Source organism: Frateuria flava, assembly GCF_017837635.1.
GTDB classification, from domain to species: domain Bacteria; phylum Pseudomonadota; class Gammaproteobacteria; order Xanthomonadales; family Rhodanobacteraceae; genus Frateuria_A; species Frateuria_A flava.
Genome location: NZ_JAGJRS010000004.1, coordinates 65,501 through 80,294, shown reverse-complemented (window position 1 = coordinate 80,294; position 14,794 = coordinate 65,501). Strand labels below are relative to the sequence as shown.

13 protein-coding genes and 1 tRNA gene are annotated in these 14,794 nt (G+C 68.6%); 5 read left to right on the top strand and 9 right to left on the bottom strand.

Going from position 1 to position 14,794, the window contains the following annotated elements:
- Window positions 1-52: 52 nt before the first annotated feature.
- From J7I44_RS02170 to dtd, 3 genes are all read right to left on the bottom strand, one after another.
- Window positions 53-128: transfer RNA gene (locus tag J7I44_RS02170), tRNA-Ile, on the bottom strand.
- 121 nt (window positions 129-249) lie between these two features.
- Window positions 250-2,118, bottom strand: a complete 1,869-nt coding sequence (rpoD, locus tag J7I44_RS02165; RefSeq protein WP_209615027.1) for an RNA polymerase sigma factor RpoD — start codon at window positions 2,116-2,118, stop codon at window positions 250-252.
- A 163-nt stretch (window positions 2,119-2,281) separates the two neighbouring features.
- Window positions 2,282-2,725 (bottom strand): D-aminoacyl-tRNA deacylase, encoded by a 444-nt coding sequence (dtd, locus tag J7I44_RS02160; RefSeq protein WP_209615025.1) that lies wholly within the window; start codon window positions 2,723-2,725, stop codon window positions 2,282-2,284.
- A gap of 135 nt (window positions 2,726-2,860) precedes the next feature.
- Here dtd and J7I44_RS02155 point away from each other — a divergent pair, with 135 nt between their 5' ends.
- The gene (locus J7I44_RS02155; protein WP_209615023.1) at window positions 2,861-3,748 is read left to right on the top strand and encodes an LpxL/LpxP family acyltransferase; all 888 of its coding nucleotides are present in this window, start codon (window positions 2,861-2,863) and stop codon (window positions 3,746-3,748) included.
- Between the two features lie 57 nt (window positions 3,749-3,805).
- On the opposite strand, the gene J7I44_RS02150 is transcribed toward J7I44_RS02155, so the two are convergent.
- The 4 genes from J7I44_RS02150 to J7I44_RS02135 form a co-directional block, all read right to left on the bottom strand.
- Entirely contained in the window at window positions 3,806-4,120 is a 315-nt protein-coding gene (locus J7I44_RS02150) for a tetratricopeptide repeat protein (RefSeq protein ID WP_209615021.1), read from the bottom strand.
- Entirely contained in the window at window positions 4,117-5,820 is a 1,704-nt protein-coding gene (locus J7I44_RS02145) for an ArnT family glycosyltransferase (RefSeq protein ID WP_209615019.1), read from the bottom strand. Before J7I44_RS02145 ends, J7I44_RS02150 begins: the two co-directional genes overlap by 4 nt.
- A 60-nt stretch (window positions 5,821-5,880) precedes the next feature.
- Window positions 5,881-6,930, bottom strand: a complete 1,050-nt coding sequence (locus tag J7I44_RS02140; RefSeq protein WP_209615017.1) for a CDP-glycerol glycerophosphotransferase family protein — start codon at window positions 6,928-6,930, stop codon at window positions 5,881-5,883.
- Window positions 6,931-6,992: 62 nt separating this feature from the next.
- Window positions 6,993-7,808 (bottom strand): glycosyltransferase family 2 protein, encoded by an 816-nt coding sequence (locus J7I44_RS02135; RefSeq protein ID WP_209615015.1) that lies wholly within the window; start codon window positions 7,806-7,808, stop codon window positions 6,993-6,995.
- Window positions 7,809-8,097: 289 nt separating this feature from the next.
- Between J7I44_RS02135 and J7I44_RS02130 the strand changes: the two genes are divergently transcribed.
- From J7I44_RS02130 to J7I44_RS02115, 4 genes are read left to right on the top strand one after another with little or no spacing between them, the layout of a single operon-like run.
- Window positions 8,098-9,303 (top strand): O-antigen ligase family protein, encoded by a 1,206-nt coding sequence (locus J7I44_RS02130; RefSeq protein WP_209615013.1) that lies wholly within the window; start codon window positions 8,098-8,100, stop codon window positions 9,301-9,303.
- A gap of 38 nt (window positions 9,304-9,341) precedes the next feature.
- Entirely contained in the window at window positions 9,342-10,280 is a 939-nt protein-coding gene (locus J7I44_RS02125) for a UDP-glucuronic acid decarboxylase family protein (protein WP_209615011.1), read from the top strand.
- A complete protein-coding gene (locus J7I44_RS02120; RefSeq protein ID WP_209615009.1) occupies window positions 10,281-11,192 on the top strand; it encodes a glycosyltransferase family 2 protein in 912 nt (303 codons plus the stop codon).
- A gap of 7 nt (window positions 11,193-11,199) precedes the next feature.
- Window positions 11,200-12,045, top strand: a complete 846-nt coding sequence (locus J7I44_RS02115) for a glycosyltransferase family 2 protein (protein WP_209615008.1) — start codon at window positions 11,200-11,202, stop codon at window positions 12,043-12,045.
- Here J7I44_RS02115 and J7I44_RS02110 read toward each other — a convergent pair.
- Together J7I44_RS02110 and J7I44_RS02105 are read right to left on the bottom strand one after the other, a co-directional pair.
- Complete coding sequence (locus J7I44_RS02110) at window positions 12,042-13,004, bottom strand: glycosyltransferase (protein ID WP_209615007.1); 963 nt, start codon at window positions 13,002-13,004, stop codon at window positions 12,042-12,044. The two genes, J7I44_RS02115 and J7I44_RS02110, sit on opposite strands and share 4 nt — an antisense overlap.
- On the bottom strand, window positions 13,004-14,794 hold the full coding sequence (locus J7I44_RS02105; protein ID WP_209615006.1) for an ArnT family glycosyltransferase: 1,791 nt from the start codon (window positions 14,792-14,794) through the stop codon (window positions 13,004-13,006). The genes J7I44_RS02110 and J7I44_RS02105 overlap by 1 nt, the downstream gene beginning before the upstream one ends.

The following is a 14,794-nucleotide window of genomic DNA, read 5'->3' as shown; positions in this document are numbered from 1 at the left end:
GAGGGCACACGCGCCCTGGGGGCGCGGTGACTTCAGAAGTCCGGGATGTCATTGGTGGGCCCACCAGGACTCGAACCTGGAACCAAGGGATTATGAGTCCCCTGCTCTAACCATTGAGCTATAGGCCCGCCCGGAGGGTGCATGGTAGCCGCAGCAGGCGAAGGGGCCAACGCGCGCGGGCGCCTGCAACGGCGTGGATACGACGACGCCCGCGCGAGGCGGGCGTCGGGTGGTACGTGAGGTGCGCGCTTATTCCAGGTCGAGGAACGAGCGCAGCTGCTCCGAGCGGCTCGGGTGGCGCAGCTTGCGCAGCGCCTTGGCTTCGATCTGGCGGATGCGCTCGCGGGTGACGTCGAACTGCTTGCCGACTTCCTCCAGGGTGTGGTCGGTGTTCATGTCGATGCCGAAGCGCATGCGCAGCACCTTGGCCTCCCGCGGGGTGAGGCCGGCGAGCACGTCGCGAACGGTCTCCATCAGGCCGGTCTCGGTCGCCGACTCGATCGGCGAGGAGGCGTTGGTGTCCTCGATGAAGTCGCCCAGATGCGAGTCCTCGTCGTCGCCGATCGGGGTCTCCATCGAGATGGGTTCCTTGGCGATCTTGAGCACCTTGCGGATCTTGTCCTCGGGCATCTCCATCTCCTTGGCCAGCTCCTCCGGCGTCGGCTCGCGGCCGAACTGCTGGAGCATCTGGCGGGAGATGCGGTTCAACTTGTTGATCGTCTCGATCATGTGCACCGGGATGCGGATGGTGCGCGCCTGGTCGGCAATCGAACGGGTGATCGCCTGGCGGATCCACCAGGTGGCATAGGTCGAGAACTTGTAGCCGCGGCGGTATTCGAACTTGTCGACCGCCTTCATCAGGCCGATGTTGCCCTCCTGGATCAGGTCCAGGAACTGCAGGCCGCGGTTGGTGTACTTCTTGGCGATGGAGATCACCAGGCGCAGGTTGGCCTCGACCATCTCCTTCTTGGCGCGACGGGCCTTGGCCTCGCCGATCGACATGGCGCGGTTGATGTCCTTGATGTCGGTCAGCGGCAGGAACAGCTTCTTCTCGATCGCGGCGAGCTTGTCCTGTTCGGCGTCGATCGCCTCGCGATGGGTCTTGATGTTCGGCGACCACTTCTGGCGCTTGCGACCCAGCTCGGCGGCCCATTCGACGTTGCCCTCGTTGCTCGGGAACGCCTTGAGGAACTCGGCCTTGGGCATCTTCACCTGCTTGACGAAGATGTCCATCAGCACGCGCTCGTGGTGGCGGATGTCGCCGACCACCTCGCGCAGCTTGCGCACGAAGCTGTCGATCAGCGCGGACGGCAGCTTGAGCTTGAGGAACTCCTCGGCCATCTGGTCACGCAGCTTGACGATCTTCTTGTCGGTGATGCCGGTCGCCTTCGGGGCGGCCTTCTGGAACTTGGTGTAGTAGTCGCGCAGCAGCTCCATGCGGCGCTTGACCTCTTCCGGATCCGGTCCGGTCGGGCCGGCCTCTTCTTCTTCGGAGGAGTCGTCATCGTCATCGTCGCTGTCATCGTCCGACTCGACGGTTTCACCATTGGCGGCCGCTTCCTCGGCCTCGGCACGTGCCTCGTCGGCCAGCTGCTCCAGGTCGGCGAAACCGGCGAGGATCTCGGACAGGCGGCGCTTGCCGTCCAGGTGCTGGTCGTATTCCTCCAGCAGCAGCTCGATCGTCAGCGGGAAACTGGCCAGCGCGGTCTGCACCTGGCCCAGACCTTCCTCGATGCGCTTGGCGATGGCGATCTCGCCCTCGCGGGTGAGCAGCTCGACGGTACCCATCTCGCGCATGTACATGCGCACCGGGTCGGTGGTGCGGCCGACTTCGGCATCGACCGCCGACAGCAGGGCGACCGCTTCCTCGGCGGCGGCCTCGTCATCGTTGCCGGAGCCGGGAGCGTTGTCGGCCAGCGGATCGGCATCCGGCGCGGCGTCGTGCACTTCGATGCCGACGCCCTTGAGCACCGCCATGATGTCTTCGATCTGCTCCGGGTCGACGATGTCGTCGGGCAGGTGGTCGTTGATCTCCGCGTAGGTCAGGTAGCCCTGTTCCAGGCCCTTGGAAATGAGCGCCTTGATTTCGGACTGTTGCTCGGGAGCTTTGTTGTTCATACCTACCGCCGCAGATGCAGGAACCGATCAGTATAGCGATGTGGCGCTTTTTTGACCAGTTTCCAAGGGAAAAATTTCGCGTGGCCTACACGCAAAAATCGCGCCAGACGGGCGTTTGCGTGGGGATCGCGTGTCGTATGCCATCAAATCGTTGGGGATCCGGTCAGGGCACTTCGAGCCAGAAGGTGACCGGGCCGTCGTTGACCAGCCGCACTTCCATGTGGGCGCCGAAGCGCCCGATTTCTACCCCTCCGACGTGTGTGGCGCGGGCCAGTTCCACCAGCCGCTCGAACCAGCGCCGGCCATGCTCGGGCGGCGCGGCGCGGGTGAAGCTGGGGCGCATGCCCGAGCGGGTGTCCGCGGCGAGCGTGAACTGGCTGACCAGCAGCAGGCCGCCGCCGGTGTCGGCCAGCGAGCGGTTCATCCGCCCGGCCTCGTCGGCGAACACGCGGTAGCCCAGCAGCCGTTCGAGCATGCGCCTGGCCTGCGCCTCGCCGTCGTCCGGCTGTACCGCAACCAGCGCGAGCAGGCCCGGGCCGATCGTGCCCACGGTCGCGCCGTCGACGTCGACGCTGGCACAAAGTACGCGCTGGATGAGGCTGATCATGGGGGCGGCAGCCGTCGGCAGGGCGTCCCTGCAAGAATAGGCAAAAACGGTGGAGCGTCTCCTGTCCTGCGCTTAACGGCAGGGCGGGCGTTCCCTTTACTTGCGCCGGCTGGCGCGGCAAGCGGCAATCCCCCCATGCGTCCTGACATCTACCTGCTCTACCTCCTGCTACGGCTGTTCGGCCTGCTCCCGCTGCGCCTGCTTCATGCCGTGGGTACGGGCCTGGGCCGGCTGTCCCTGGGGTTGCACGGGCGCACTGCGCACGACACCACGGTGAACCTGTCCATCGCCCGGCCGGGACTGGACCGGCCAGCCCACGTCGCGCTGCTGCGCCGGGTCATGGCCGAGGGTGGCAAGTCGGTCACCGAGATCGTGAAGGTCTGGGGCGCGGGGCCGGAAAAGATGCTGGGGCTGGTGCGCGAGGTGCGTGGTGGCGAGTTGCTGGAGGCCGCGATGGCGCGGGGCAAGGGCGTGATCATCGCCGCGCCCCACCTGGGCTGCTGGGAGCTGCTCAATTACTGGCTGTGCAGCCGCATGCCGATGGCCATCCTGTACCGGCCGCCACGGCTGGCCGCGATCGAGCCGCTGCTGCGCCGCGTGCGCGGTGCACTGGCGCCCGAGCAGGTGCGCGCCGAGGGCGCGGGCGTGCGCACGCTGTACAAGCGCCTGGCCGCGGGCGGCGCGATCGGCATCCTTCCCGACCAGAAGCCGCGCGCCGGCGAGGGCGAGCCGGCGCCGTTCTATGGGCGCGACGCGTTGACCATGGTCCTGCTGCCGCGGCTGGCGGCGCGCACCGGGGCGACCGTGCTGTTCGCCTTCGCCGAGCGGCTGCCGCGCGGGGAGGGCTTCCGCATTCACCTGCTGGCGGCGCCCGAGGGCCTGGACGATGCCGATCCGCAACACGCCTGCGCGGCGCTCAACCGCGGCGTGGAAGCCTGCGTGGAGCGTGCCTTCGTGCAGTACCAGTGGCATTACCGGCGCTGGTCGGGGCATGGGCTGCCCAATCCGTACAAGCGCGGCTGAACACGATCCTTCCCCCCGCGTTCGCGGGGGAAGGATCGGACGTGGGGGCGACAGTGTTTACGCGAGGCGGCGCAGGAAGACCGTCATCTCCTTCTCCGCCTGCTTGTCGCCGCGCTGGCTGGCCGCGGCGATGCCCTGGCGCCAGGCTTCGGCGGCGCCGGTGCGGTCGTCCATCGCCAGGCAGGCCTTGCCCAGCAGCTTCCACGCGGCCGAATAGGCCGGGTCGAACGCCAGCGCCCGGCGCAGTTCGTCGATGGCCTCGGCCGCCTGTCCCTCGCCGAACAGGGCGTTGCCCAGGGAGAAGCGCAGCAGCGCGCCATCCCGCGGACCGCCGCACTGCGCACGCAGGCCGGCGATCAGCGAGGAGCTCATGGCAACTGCCGCGAGCGGGCGTCGAGACTGAAGATGCGCGGCGGCTGGGACGGTTCGGGCGGGCGGTGGCCCGCGCGCAGGTCGGCCAGCGAGGTGGCCGGCCAGACCACCACCCAGGAGGAACGGAATGGCTGGGCGAGCAGCGGATAACGCAGCGCGGCGGCGTCGAGCTTGTCCGGATGGGTCACGATCAGCCCGTCGGGATGGGCGCGGGCAAACGCCGCGATGGCGTCGTCGTCGTGCAATTCCTCGATCGGGTGATCCAGCCGCCCGGCGAAATGGAACTGGCCCTCGTAGACCCCGGTGTAGCCGATCGCGCGGTTCTGCGCATCGGCCGCGCCCAGCAGGCGGGTTGCCTGCGTCAGGTCGTAGCGCGGCCACAGGGTCAGCGTGAACAGCGTGTTGATCGCCAGCGTGCCCAGCAATCCGGCGAACGCCAGCCGGCGCATCTCGCCGCGGCCGCGCAGCAGCAGCAACGCGCCCAGCAGCAGGAACACCACGGCGAAGAAACGGCTGTAGGCGGCGGTGGTATCGAACCATTCACCGTGCAGTCGCCCGCTCGCGACCAGCCACGGCAACACGAACAGGAATACACCGAACACGATGCCGCCGACCGCCAGCGGCCAGGTACCCAGCCAGCGGTTGGTGGCCAGCCCGGGGCGCCGCTCGCGCAGCAGCGCGATGGCGCCGGCCAGCAGCAGCACGGCACCGGCAAACTCCGGCAGCGGGTAGTAGAGCTGCTTGCCGCTGATCAGCGAGAAGGTGACGAACACCGGCACCACCCAGCACAACGCGAAGCGCACGCCGGCGTCCAGCGGACGGCGCAGCGAGGCGAGCGCCACCCAGGCGCGCGGCCAGCCGCTGAACGGGAACATCAGCAGCGGCAGCGCCAGCACGTACCACCACAGCGGGCGCGCATGATCGAACGCGTTCACCACGCGCCCGGCGGTCTGGGTGAAGAACAGCCGTTGCCGATACGCCTCGCCGCCGCTGAAGCCGGCGGGCAATGCCCATGCCAGCAGCATGGCGAACCCGAGCAGGAAGCCCAGCAGTCCGCGACCGTACCAGCGCGCGCGATGCTGGTTCGCCCAGTCGTTCCACAAGGGGCCGAGCAGCCACGGGAACACCACGTGCAGGGCCATCACCGGCCCCTTGGTGAGCAGCCCCAGGCCGAGGCAGAGGCCGAACAGCCACCAGCGCGGCTCGTCCCGCGTGCGGGTGCGTGTCAGGCACAACAGCGCCGCCAGCGACCACACCGCCAGCAGCACGTCGTACATGATCTGCAGGCCGAACAGGAACGCGTAGGCCAGCGCCAGCAACATCCAGGGCGCGGCGCGCGCCACCCACGGGCGGTCCGGAAACAGCCGCCGCGCCAGCGCCGAGATCAGCACCAGCTGGCTGGCGCCAAAGATCACTTCCAGCACGCGCGGCCACACGTCGCTCACGCCAAAGGCGAACCAGCCGGCGTGGATCATCCAGAACAACAGCGGTGCCTTCTCGCTATAGGGCGCGCCGTTGTTGTAGGGCACCAGCCAGTGGCCGTGGTTCCACATTTCCCAGGCCACCGCCAGCGTACGGGTCGAATACAGCGGCATCGGACCGTGCGAGAAGATCGCCAGCAGCGCCGCCGCTATCCACAACGGCAGCCAGGGCCAGAGGGCGCGCAGGTGTTCGGTTCGGCTGTAGGCGTTGGGCGGCACGGGCAGACTCGTGATGCAGGGAAACGGGATTCTAGCCGGGCGAGGCGATCGACGCCGGCGCTACCGCGGCAGGCGCGCCGGTCCCCAGTAACCGATGCGGCGACGCAGCTTGAATTTGCGCCAGAGGTTGAGCGGTTTGCGCTTGCGGTTGCGCCCGCCCGAAGCGACGAAGGCGTCGATCGCCGCCAGCACGCGCTCGCTCGCGTGGCCGTCGCGACAGGGATGGATCGCATCGGCGTAGTCCTGGATCGCGGCCATCAGCTCGGGAGGACGCGCCAGCGCACGCTCGATCGCCGGCTCGAACTGTGCCGGGTCGTCGATATCGATCAGCTGCGGTCCCGGCCGGCGGTTCCTGAACGTGACCACCGGCTTGCCGGTAAGCAGGAATTCGTTGAGCGCCGAAGAGGTGTCCGAACACATCATGTCCACCTGCGTGAACAACTCCAGGATGTTGTCGTTCTCGGCAAAGGTCAGGAACTCGTTCTCCAGCGCCTTGTACTTGGCCACCGTCTGCGGGTTCATCTTCGGATGGAACGTCACGATCCATCGCCAGCGGCCATCGCGCGAGAGCCGCCTGACTTCCTCGTAAAGGGTTTCGGCCGCGCTCCAGGAGGGCGAGAAGGTGGAGTGGTAGAGGATCACCGGCGGCTGGCGTACCGGTGGAACGGGGCCGGCGATCTCCCTGAGGAAGGGATCGAGCTTGGTCCAGCCGGTTTCGGCCACGCTGAAATGGCCCAGCCGGTCGGCCAGCGCCTGGAACTGCGCGGTGTCGCGGGGACCGGTGGTGCAGTAAAGATCGAAGAACCCGCGGATGTAGATGTGCCGCGGCTTGCCTGCATCGAAGCCGTGGAAGACCTCCACTTTCACGCCCGGGAAAAAGTGCGGCAGGTGGTTGCCGGGCGTGAGCACCGCCACCGGATTCCAGCGGCGCACCTCATCGACGCCCAACAGGCGTTCGTCCGCGTCCAGGTCCTGCGCGCCGGGGCCATCGAAGAACCAGGCCGCCTCGTCGCCGCGTGCACGGATGGCCGCCTGCAGCGGGCGCAGGATCGCGAGCGCATAGCGTTCGGAGCCGTAGAGCAGGTAGTGCCGTTTCTCGGACGTGTGCATGTGAGGTATCGCAATGGAAAAAGAAAATCGTCCGTGGCCGGACCGCGCCAGACGTTATGCGATCAGCGGTCCAGCCCGTGTCGCGAAAGCATCGTGCCGGCGCGCGCCACCGAGGGAGGGTTGCGCGTCATCTCGTAGTAGCGCATGCGCTTGTACAGCGCGTAGCTGGCCGCGGTCTGCGCGATCATGAAGCCGCGCCAGCCATCGAGAAACGCCAGTCGCGCAAAGTAGTCCTTCACGAACGCAAGCAGGTACACGAACGGCGCCTGCCACATGCGTACGGGCTTTCCCTTCTCCAGCCAGTCGCGGCACTTCAGCTCGGCATAACGCAGAACCTTCAGCTGCTTGTGGACCAGGGTCGGGTTGTTGACGTGGTCGAACGGCGCGTCGAAGGTGGGCGCCCGGCCGGTGAAGCGCAGTGACTCGTGCACCCGCGCATCGCTCCAGCGTGCGCGGTCGCGGTGGTAGAGGCGAGCCAGCTTTTCGCCCACCGCCGGCCGATACCAGCGCATCGGCCGGCCCATGTAGACCGTGCGCCGGCGCAACCAGGCCGCCGGCGCCTCGCCGGCCATCATCGCGGGCAGGAGCCGTTCCATCTCCGCGACCAGTGCGGGCGACAGGAACTCGTCCGCGTCCAGTACGAGAATCCACTCGTGCGCGCACTGCGTGGTCGCGAAATTGCGCTGCGGGCCGAAGCCCAGCCAGTCCTGATGCACCACGCGGGCGCCATGCGCCTGCGCGATCGCCACGGTGCCGTCGTCGCTGCCTGAATCGACCACCAGCTTCTCGGCCGCGAACGGCACGCTGTCCAGGCAGCGCGCGATGCTGTCCGCTTCGTTGAACGTGATGACGGCAAGGGTCAGGGGCAGGGTCGGCATGGCGGCATTCTAGCGGGCCGGCGCCACGGTCGTTTCCGCCGGCCATCGTCATTGACGAAACATGAATCGGGTTTATGTTGTGCGACCGCCCGGTGGAATCCGGCGGGTGCCCTTCAGTCGCGCCCAGGCATGATGCGGATGCCGGCGGACGTGGGTACGGGTAGCAAGTGGAGTGACGATGAGGCAAGACGGCAAGGACACGGCGGAACCGAACGGACGCGATACGTGGATGCCATCGCCGGCGCCGCATGCCGGATCCAGGGGTTTTCCGAGCGGAGCGAAGCCGGACATGCGCAACCTGCCCCTGGCCTCCAGTCGATGGGAGACCGTGATCGGCCTGGGGCTCGGCTGGCTGATGATCGGCATGCTGGTGATGCCGGCGGGGGTGTCCTTCAACCCTGGCCGCCTGTATCAGGTCACTCTCGTCGTGCTGTTGTATCTGCCCGTGTTCTGCCTGGCGATTCGCCAACGCGGCGCGCTCTGGCGCGGGCTGTGGCCGCAGCCGGCGTTCCGCGCCTTCCTGTTGCTGGTGGCCTGGGCCACGCTGTCGATGTGCTGGGGGCAACAGGATCGGCCGGGGGACGAGTTCGGGCGCATCGTCAGCGTGGTGTTGTTCGTGCTCGGTTGCCAGTTGTGGGGCGGCGAGCGGCCGGCGCGCATGGAGATGCTGTTGACCGCGGTGGGCTGGGCCATGGCGGTGGCCGCACTGGCCTACAGCATGATCTTTCTGCGCGCGCCACATCCCGAAAACCTCGACCAGGTACGCATCACCGGCGAGGGCGTGATCGCCACCTCGAACTATGCCGCCGCAGCGATGGGCGCGGCCTGCGTGTGGCTGGCGCAACTGCCCGACCGGGGGCGTGCGTGGCGGGTGGCGAGCATGGCGGCGTTCATGGCGCTGCTGCTGTTCGTCGCGCTCACCCAGTCGCGCAGCGTGTGGCTGGCGCTGGCCGCCTGCGCCCTTGCAACGCCACTGTGGCAGCGCAGCCGCGCGGGCGTGCTGGTGGCGGCGCTGGTGGCGGTGGTGGTGCTGGTGCTGAGCGTGATCGCGCTGGCCTGGCCTTTGCCGGTGCTGATGGAGCGCGGCGCTTCCTACCGGCCGCAGATCCTGGTGAAGGCGCTGCATTTGATCGCGGCGCATCCCTGGCTGGGGCTGGGCCAGGGCACGGAGTTCACCATCGTGGTGGGCGGCCAGCACCTGACCCATAGCCACAACGTGCTGACCCAGGCGGCGATCCTGCTCGGCCTGCCGGGGCTTGCGATGATGGTGGCGATGTGGGCGCTGGTGGCCTGGAGCGGCTGGCGGCACCGCGGCGAACCGCTGGGCCGCGTGACGCTGGGACTGTGGGTGTATGCCAGCGTGGCGCTGCAGTTCGACATGCCGCAACTGCTGGACAGCCCGCGTCCGGGCTGGTTGCTGATCTGGTTGCCGTTCGCGCTGGCGCTGGGGCTGGAGGCCCGCACGCGGCGCGCGGCGTCGCCTCGCCTACACTAGGCGGCCAGCGCACGGCGCAGCTCAACCCACGAGGACGCATGAACAAGGTACTGGTCACCGGTGGCTCCGGTTTCCTCGGCTCGCACCTGTGCGACCGCCTGCTGGCCGATGGCCACGACGTGCTGTGCGTGGACAACTTCTTTACCGGCAGCAAGCGCAACGTGGCGCACCTGCTGAGCCATCCGTACTTCGAGCTGATGCGCCACGACGTCACCTTCCCGCTGTACGTGGAAGTGGAGCGCATCTTCAACCTGGCCTGCCCGGCCTCGCCGGTGCACTACCAGCACGATCCGGTGCAGACCACCAAGACTTCCGTGCACGGCGCCATCAACATGCTCGGCCTGGCCAAGCGGGTGAAGGCACGCATCCTGCAGGCCTCCACAAGCGAGGTATACGGCGACCCGGAAGTGCATCCGCAGCGCGAGGAGTACTGGGGACGAGTCAATCCGATCGGCTTCCGCTCCTGCTACGACGAAGGCAAGCGCTGCGCCGAGACGCTGTTCTTCGACTACCACCGTCAACACGACCTGGACATCAAGGTGGTGCGCATCTTCAACACCTACGGTCCGCGCATGCATCCCAACGACGGCCGCGTGGTGAGCAATTTCATCGTGCAGGCGCTCAAGGGTGAGGACATCACCATCTACGGCGACGGCAGCCAGACGCGCAGCTTCTGCTATGTGGACGACCTGATCGAGGCGTTCGTGCGCATGATGGAATCGCCGCGCGGCTTCACCGGCCCGGTGAACATCGGCAACCCCGGTGAATTCACCATGCTGCAGCTGGCCGAGAAGGTGCTGTCACTGGTGGGCGGCCGGTCGAAGCTTGTGTTCCGCCCGCTGCCCGCCGACGACCCGCGCCAACGCCAGCCCGATATTGCCTTGGCGCAGGAGAAGCTGGGCTGGCAGCCCCGGGTGGGGCTGGAGGACGGCCTGAAGGAAACCATCGCCTACTTCCGCCAGCTGCTGGAGGCCTGAGTGCTCGCTCCCACGTTCTCGGTCGTCGTCACCAGCTACAACTACCGCGACTACGTGGCCGAGGCGGTGGATGGCGCGCTGGCGCAGACGCACGCCCCGCACGAGGTCATCGTGGTGGACGATGGCTCCACCGACGGCTCGCCCGACTATCTGCGTGAACGCTACGGCAGCGAGCCGCGGGTAAAGCTGCTGTGCGGCGAGAACGGCGGCCAGCTGGCCGCCTTCCAGCGCGGCCTGGCGGCGGCCCGTGGCGAGGTGGTGTGCTTTCTGGACGCCGACGACCGCTGGGGGCCGGACTACCTGCGCCAGCTGGCCGCGCTGTTCGCCGCGCGCCGCGACATCGACTTCGTGTTCTCCGACGTGCGCCTGGTCGGCAACGAGTCGGGCGTACAGGGTTATGCGAAGGACGCGGCGGACCTCGGCTACACCGTGCTGGGCACCTGGGTGCACGCGCGCTGGTACGGTGCGCCCACCTCGGCGCTGGCGCTGCGCCGCGCACTGGCTGCGCGCGTGCTCGACCTGCCGCCCGGGTTCGTGGCGAACTGGCGCATCAGCGCCGACAACTGCCTGGTGTTCGGCGCCAGCCTGCTTGGCGCGAAGAAATACTTCCTGCCGACCGGCAACGTCGACTACCGCATCCACGGTCGCAACGGCTGGTGGCACGAGCAGGCGCGCATGCGCGAATTCGCCGCGCAGTACCGCTCCCGCTGCCTGATCAACCACTACGCCGCGGTCATGCACCTGGATGCGCACGTGCTGGACCTGGCCAAGTCCGAGTTCAAGACGCGTGGGCGGCCCACCTGGGCCGAGGCGCGCCTGTACGCAGGTATCGCCATGCGTGGACCTTCGCCCTGGTGGAAGCGCGTCGAGCGCGCGCTGGCCATCCTGCGCCGCGGCCTGCGCGGTCGCTGAGCACCTCATGCGGACCAGCGCCATCGTCCTCACCTATAACTGGCCGGCTGCGCTCGAGCGCGTGCTGGCCAGCCTGGCGGCGCAGGAACGGCTTCCCGACGAGGTGATCGTGGCCGACGACGGCTCGGGCGCGGAAACCCGCGCGCTGGTCGAGCGCATGGCGCGCGATTTCCCGGTGCCGTTGCGTCACCTTTGGCAGGAGGACAAGGGCTTTCGCGCCGCGCGCGCGCGCAATCGGGGCATCGCCGCCTGCCGCGGCGACTACGTGATCCTGATCGACGGCGACATGCTGCTGCATCCGCGCTTCGTGGCCGATCACCTGATGCTGGCCGAGCGCGGCTTTTTTCTGCAGGGCGGGCGGATCAAGGCCACCGGCGAGGAAACCGCGCGCCTGCTCGCCGGCGGGGCGCCGGTGTTCGCGCCGTGGTCGCGCGCGGATTTCCATGAGTTCGATGGCAGCAAGCGCCTGTATGCGTTCCGCCAGCCGCAACTGGCGCGCTGGAAGGCGCGCTCGAAGAGCGGCGGCCGCGTGATGAGCTGCAACATGAGCTTCTGGCGCGACGACCTGCTCCGCGTCAACGGCTTCGACGAACGCATGGAGGGGTACGGTGCCGAGGACCGCGAGCTGGTGGCGCGGCTGGAGAATGCCGGCCTGCGCCGCCGCGCGTTGAAGTGGGCGGCGCTGGCGGTGCACCTGTGGCACGACTCGCGCGCCCAGCCGGACGTGAACGACCTGAGCCTGCCGAACAACCGTCTGTTCCACGCCACCCGCACAGAAGGCATCGTGCGTTGCGAGCGCGGTGTCGACGGCCATCTTGCGGAGTTTGCGCGGGCCGATCGTCCGGACGGCTAAACGGCGGCGAGCAGGGCCTTCAGGCGTTCTGCGAACGCGGCACGTTCGGCGTCGTACCAGTCGCGCGCGGCAGCCCCCAGCATGGCGGCCTCGGTTTCCGGCATCGCCACGCAGCGCTCGATCGCTCGCGCCATGTCCGCATCGTCGAAGCCGTACAGCGTGGCCAGGTCCTGCGAGCCCGTCGCCGTCGCCGGTACCAGCACGCCGCGCTCGGCCGTCACCAGCTCGTTCATCGGCTCGGCGTCGAGCGTTACTACCACCGCGCCGCAGCTCATCGCCTCGACCAGATAATGGCCGTAGCCTTCGGTCTGCGAGGGGCACAGGTGGAAGCGATGCGCGTTCTGCAGCTGCCTGTAGGCGTCGTCGTCGAGGTGTTCACGGGTCAGGCGCACGTTGGCCGGCAGCGTGCCCAGGTCGATGTGCTTGCGCCGCCAGGCGACGGTGAGCGTGGGCCATTCGGGGTGCGCGGCCCACAGTTTCAGCAGCGCCGCGGTGCCCTTGTTGTTGCTGCGCCCCGGGCCGTGGAAAAAGGCGTGGCGGCGCGGCACCGAGGGGTCCCGCCGGTCGCGGCTGGTGAAGCCGATGTAGTGCACCGGCATGCCCAGCGTTGCGAACAGGCGTTCGGCATGGCGGGTCTTGACCCATGCCTCCTCGACGCAAGCCAGCGCGGCGCGGTCCCGCGCTCGGAAGTACTCGGGATTGGGCACCAGCACGTTGCGCCGGGCCGCGCGTGCGAATTCCGGCCGTACGCGCTCCAACATCAGCGTGAGATCGAAGGCCGGCGCACGAGCCGCCAGGCGTGCGCGCGTCAGCCATTCGGAGACGCGGCCGCGGTGCGGCAGCGCGGTCGTGCCCACCGCGGCGCCGGCCTCACCCAGTGCGGCGGCGAGCAGGGCCATGTCGCGACTGAGGCCGGCGCCGTTGTCGCGCGCCAGCAGCTGGATGCGAGGTGCCGCCATCAAGGATCGACCGGTGCGGGGGCTTCGGGCGCGGCGACAGCGCCGGCATCGGCATCGTCGTCCGGCAGCTCGTCCACTGCGGCGCTGGGTACGCAACCGGGCACCACCGCACCGGCCTTGAACATCCACCAGTCGCGCTGGTTGGCGTGGCCGAGGTAGATCGCCTGGGCGCGGTCCACGCAATCGCCCATGGCCGTCTGCTGCACGAACAGCCAGCGCGTGGCCGGCGCCTGTGCCTGCCACTGCGTGGCGCGGGCGAACTGCAGGTGCCAGGGCACCTTGAAGCCGAAGTCCACGGCGGGCTGGTCCAGCATCAGCAGGTTCTGCTCCTTCCAGGCCACCAGGCCGAGCTGGTCGCCGGGGGCGAGATGGCTGCGCACCTCGCGCATCAAGCCGGCCGACGAACTGGAATCGTTGAGTAGCGGCACCGCCCAGTAGCCCCAGGCCAGCCACAGTGCGGCCATGCCGCCACACACGACCCAGAGGGCGCGGCGTACGCGCAGCGTGGCGACCAGCGCCAGCTGCACCACGCCCAGCACCACGCACATCCACCACAACGCGGCACCGCCGTCGGCCAGGTCGCGGCGGGCAACGAACTGCGCCACCTTCGGCGAGTGCGAGTGCAGCGCCCACAGGCCCAGCCCGAGCATCGCGGCGCCGAGCACGGCGATGAACACCAGGCCCATCACGCGCAGCCAGCGCCTTGGCAGCAGTTCGTCCAGGAATGGTGCGGTCGCCAGCGCCAGCATCGGCAGCGCGGGCAGCACGTATACGTCGCGCTTGCCCGGCGAGGCGCTGAAGAACAGCAGCACCAGCACCACCCAGCAAAGCGGCAGCAGCACGCGGGCGTCGTGTTCGCGCAACCGCTGCCACCAGCGCGGCACGCTGCCGGCATAGGTCAGCGACAGCGGCAGCCAGCTGAACAGCACGATCGGCAGGTAGTACCACCACGCGTGGATGTGGTGCCACGCGTTGGCGTAGCGATGGGCGGTCTGGCGGAACAGAATGTCGTGCACGTAGGCCGGGTAGGCGGGCATGTCGGCGCGCGCGTGCGCCGTCAGCAGCATCGGCACCAGCCACAGGGCGATCGCCGCCAGCACCGCCCCCAGTCCCAGCAGCCAGCGCCACCAGGCACCGCGACCGGGCCGCGCCACGCCGTCCCAGCCGCGCCAGGCGGCCCAGGCGTAGGGCAGCAGCATGAACAGGGCGATGAAACCCACGCCCTTGGTGATCACGCCCAGCCCGGCGCAGAAACAGCCCAGCCAGAACATGGGCCAGTTGGCTGTCGCGCCGGTGTCCGGTGGCGCCAGCAGATGCCGCAGCAGACCCCAGTTCGCCGCCGTGATGAAGAACAGCACCAGCGGATCGATCTGCGCGCGCTGGCTCTGGTAGACGAACTGGAACGCCAGCAGCAGTCCGCCCGCCGCGTACAGGCCGGTGCGGCGGTTCCACAGCCGCCGGCCAAGGTCGTAGACCAGCAGCAGCGTGCCCAGCCCGGCCAGCAGCGAGGGCAGCATGAAGGCGAGGCGCCAGTTGCGTACCAGCTCGAAGCTGGCGGCCTGAAGCCACATCAGCATGGGTGGCTTGTCGGCGTAAAGCTCGCTGCCGCGGTGCGGAAACAGCCAGTCGCCGCTTTCCACCATCTGTTTGGCGGCCAGCGTGAAGCGTGGTTCGTCCGACGGCCAGGGATCGCGCAGGCCGATGCCTGCGCCGAGAATCACCAGCGCGATCAGCAGCAACAGCCAGAAGCGACAGCGCTCCTGCGGCGTGGCCTGGGAAAAAGCGGGCAT

What these genes read in the sequence shown, in the direction of transcription:
- rpoD (WP_209615027.1), bottom strand. Translation starts at nt 2,118, where the DNA reads ATGAACAACAAAGCTCCCGAGCAACAGTCCGAAATCAAGGCGCTCATT.
- dtd (WP_209615025.1), bottom strand. Translation starts at nt 2,725, where the DNA reads ATGATCAGCCTCATCCAGCGCGTACTTTGTGCCAGCGTCGACGTCGAC.
- J7I44_RS02155 (WP_209615023.1), top strand. Translation starts at nt 2,861, where the DNA reads ATGCGTCCTGACATCTACCTGCTCTACCTCCTGCTACGGCTGTTCGGC.
- J7I44_RS02150 (WP_209615021.1), bottom strand. Translation starts at nt 4,120, where the DNA reads ATGAGCTCCTCGCTGATCGCCGGCCTGCGTGCGCAGTGCGGCGGTCCG.
- J7I44_RS02140 (WP_209615017.1), bottom strand. Translation starts at nt 6,930, where the DNA reads ATGCACACGTCCGAGAAACGGCACTACCTGCTCTACGGCTCCGAACGC.
- J7I44_RS02135 (WP_209615015.1), bottom strand. Translation starts at nt 7,808, where the DNA reads ATGCCGACCCTGCCCCTGACCCTTGCCGTCATCACGTTCAACGAAGCG.
- J7I44_RS02130 (WP_209615013.1), top strand. Translation starts at nt 8,098, where the DNA reads ATGCGCAACCTGCCCCTGGCCTCCAGTCGATGGGAGACCGTGATCGGC.
- J7I44_RS02125 (WP_209615011.1), top strand. Translation starts at nt 9,342, where the DNA reads ATGAACAAGGTACTGGTCACCGGTGGCTCCGGTTTCCTCGGCTCGCAC.
- J7I44_RS02115 (WP_209615008.1), top strand. Translation starts at nt 11,200, where the DNA reads ATGCGGACCAGCGCCATCGTCCTCACCTATAACTGGCCGGCTGCGCTC.
- J7I44_RS02110 (WP_209615007.1), bottom strand. Translation starts at nt 13,004, where the DNA reads ATGGCGGCACCTCGCATCCAGCTGCTGGCGCGCGACAACGGCGCCGGC.
- J7I44_RS02105 (WP_209615006.1), bottom strand. Translation starts at nt 14,794, where the DNA reads ATGCCCGCTTTTTCCCAGGCCACGCCGCAGGAGCGCTGTCGCTTCTGG.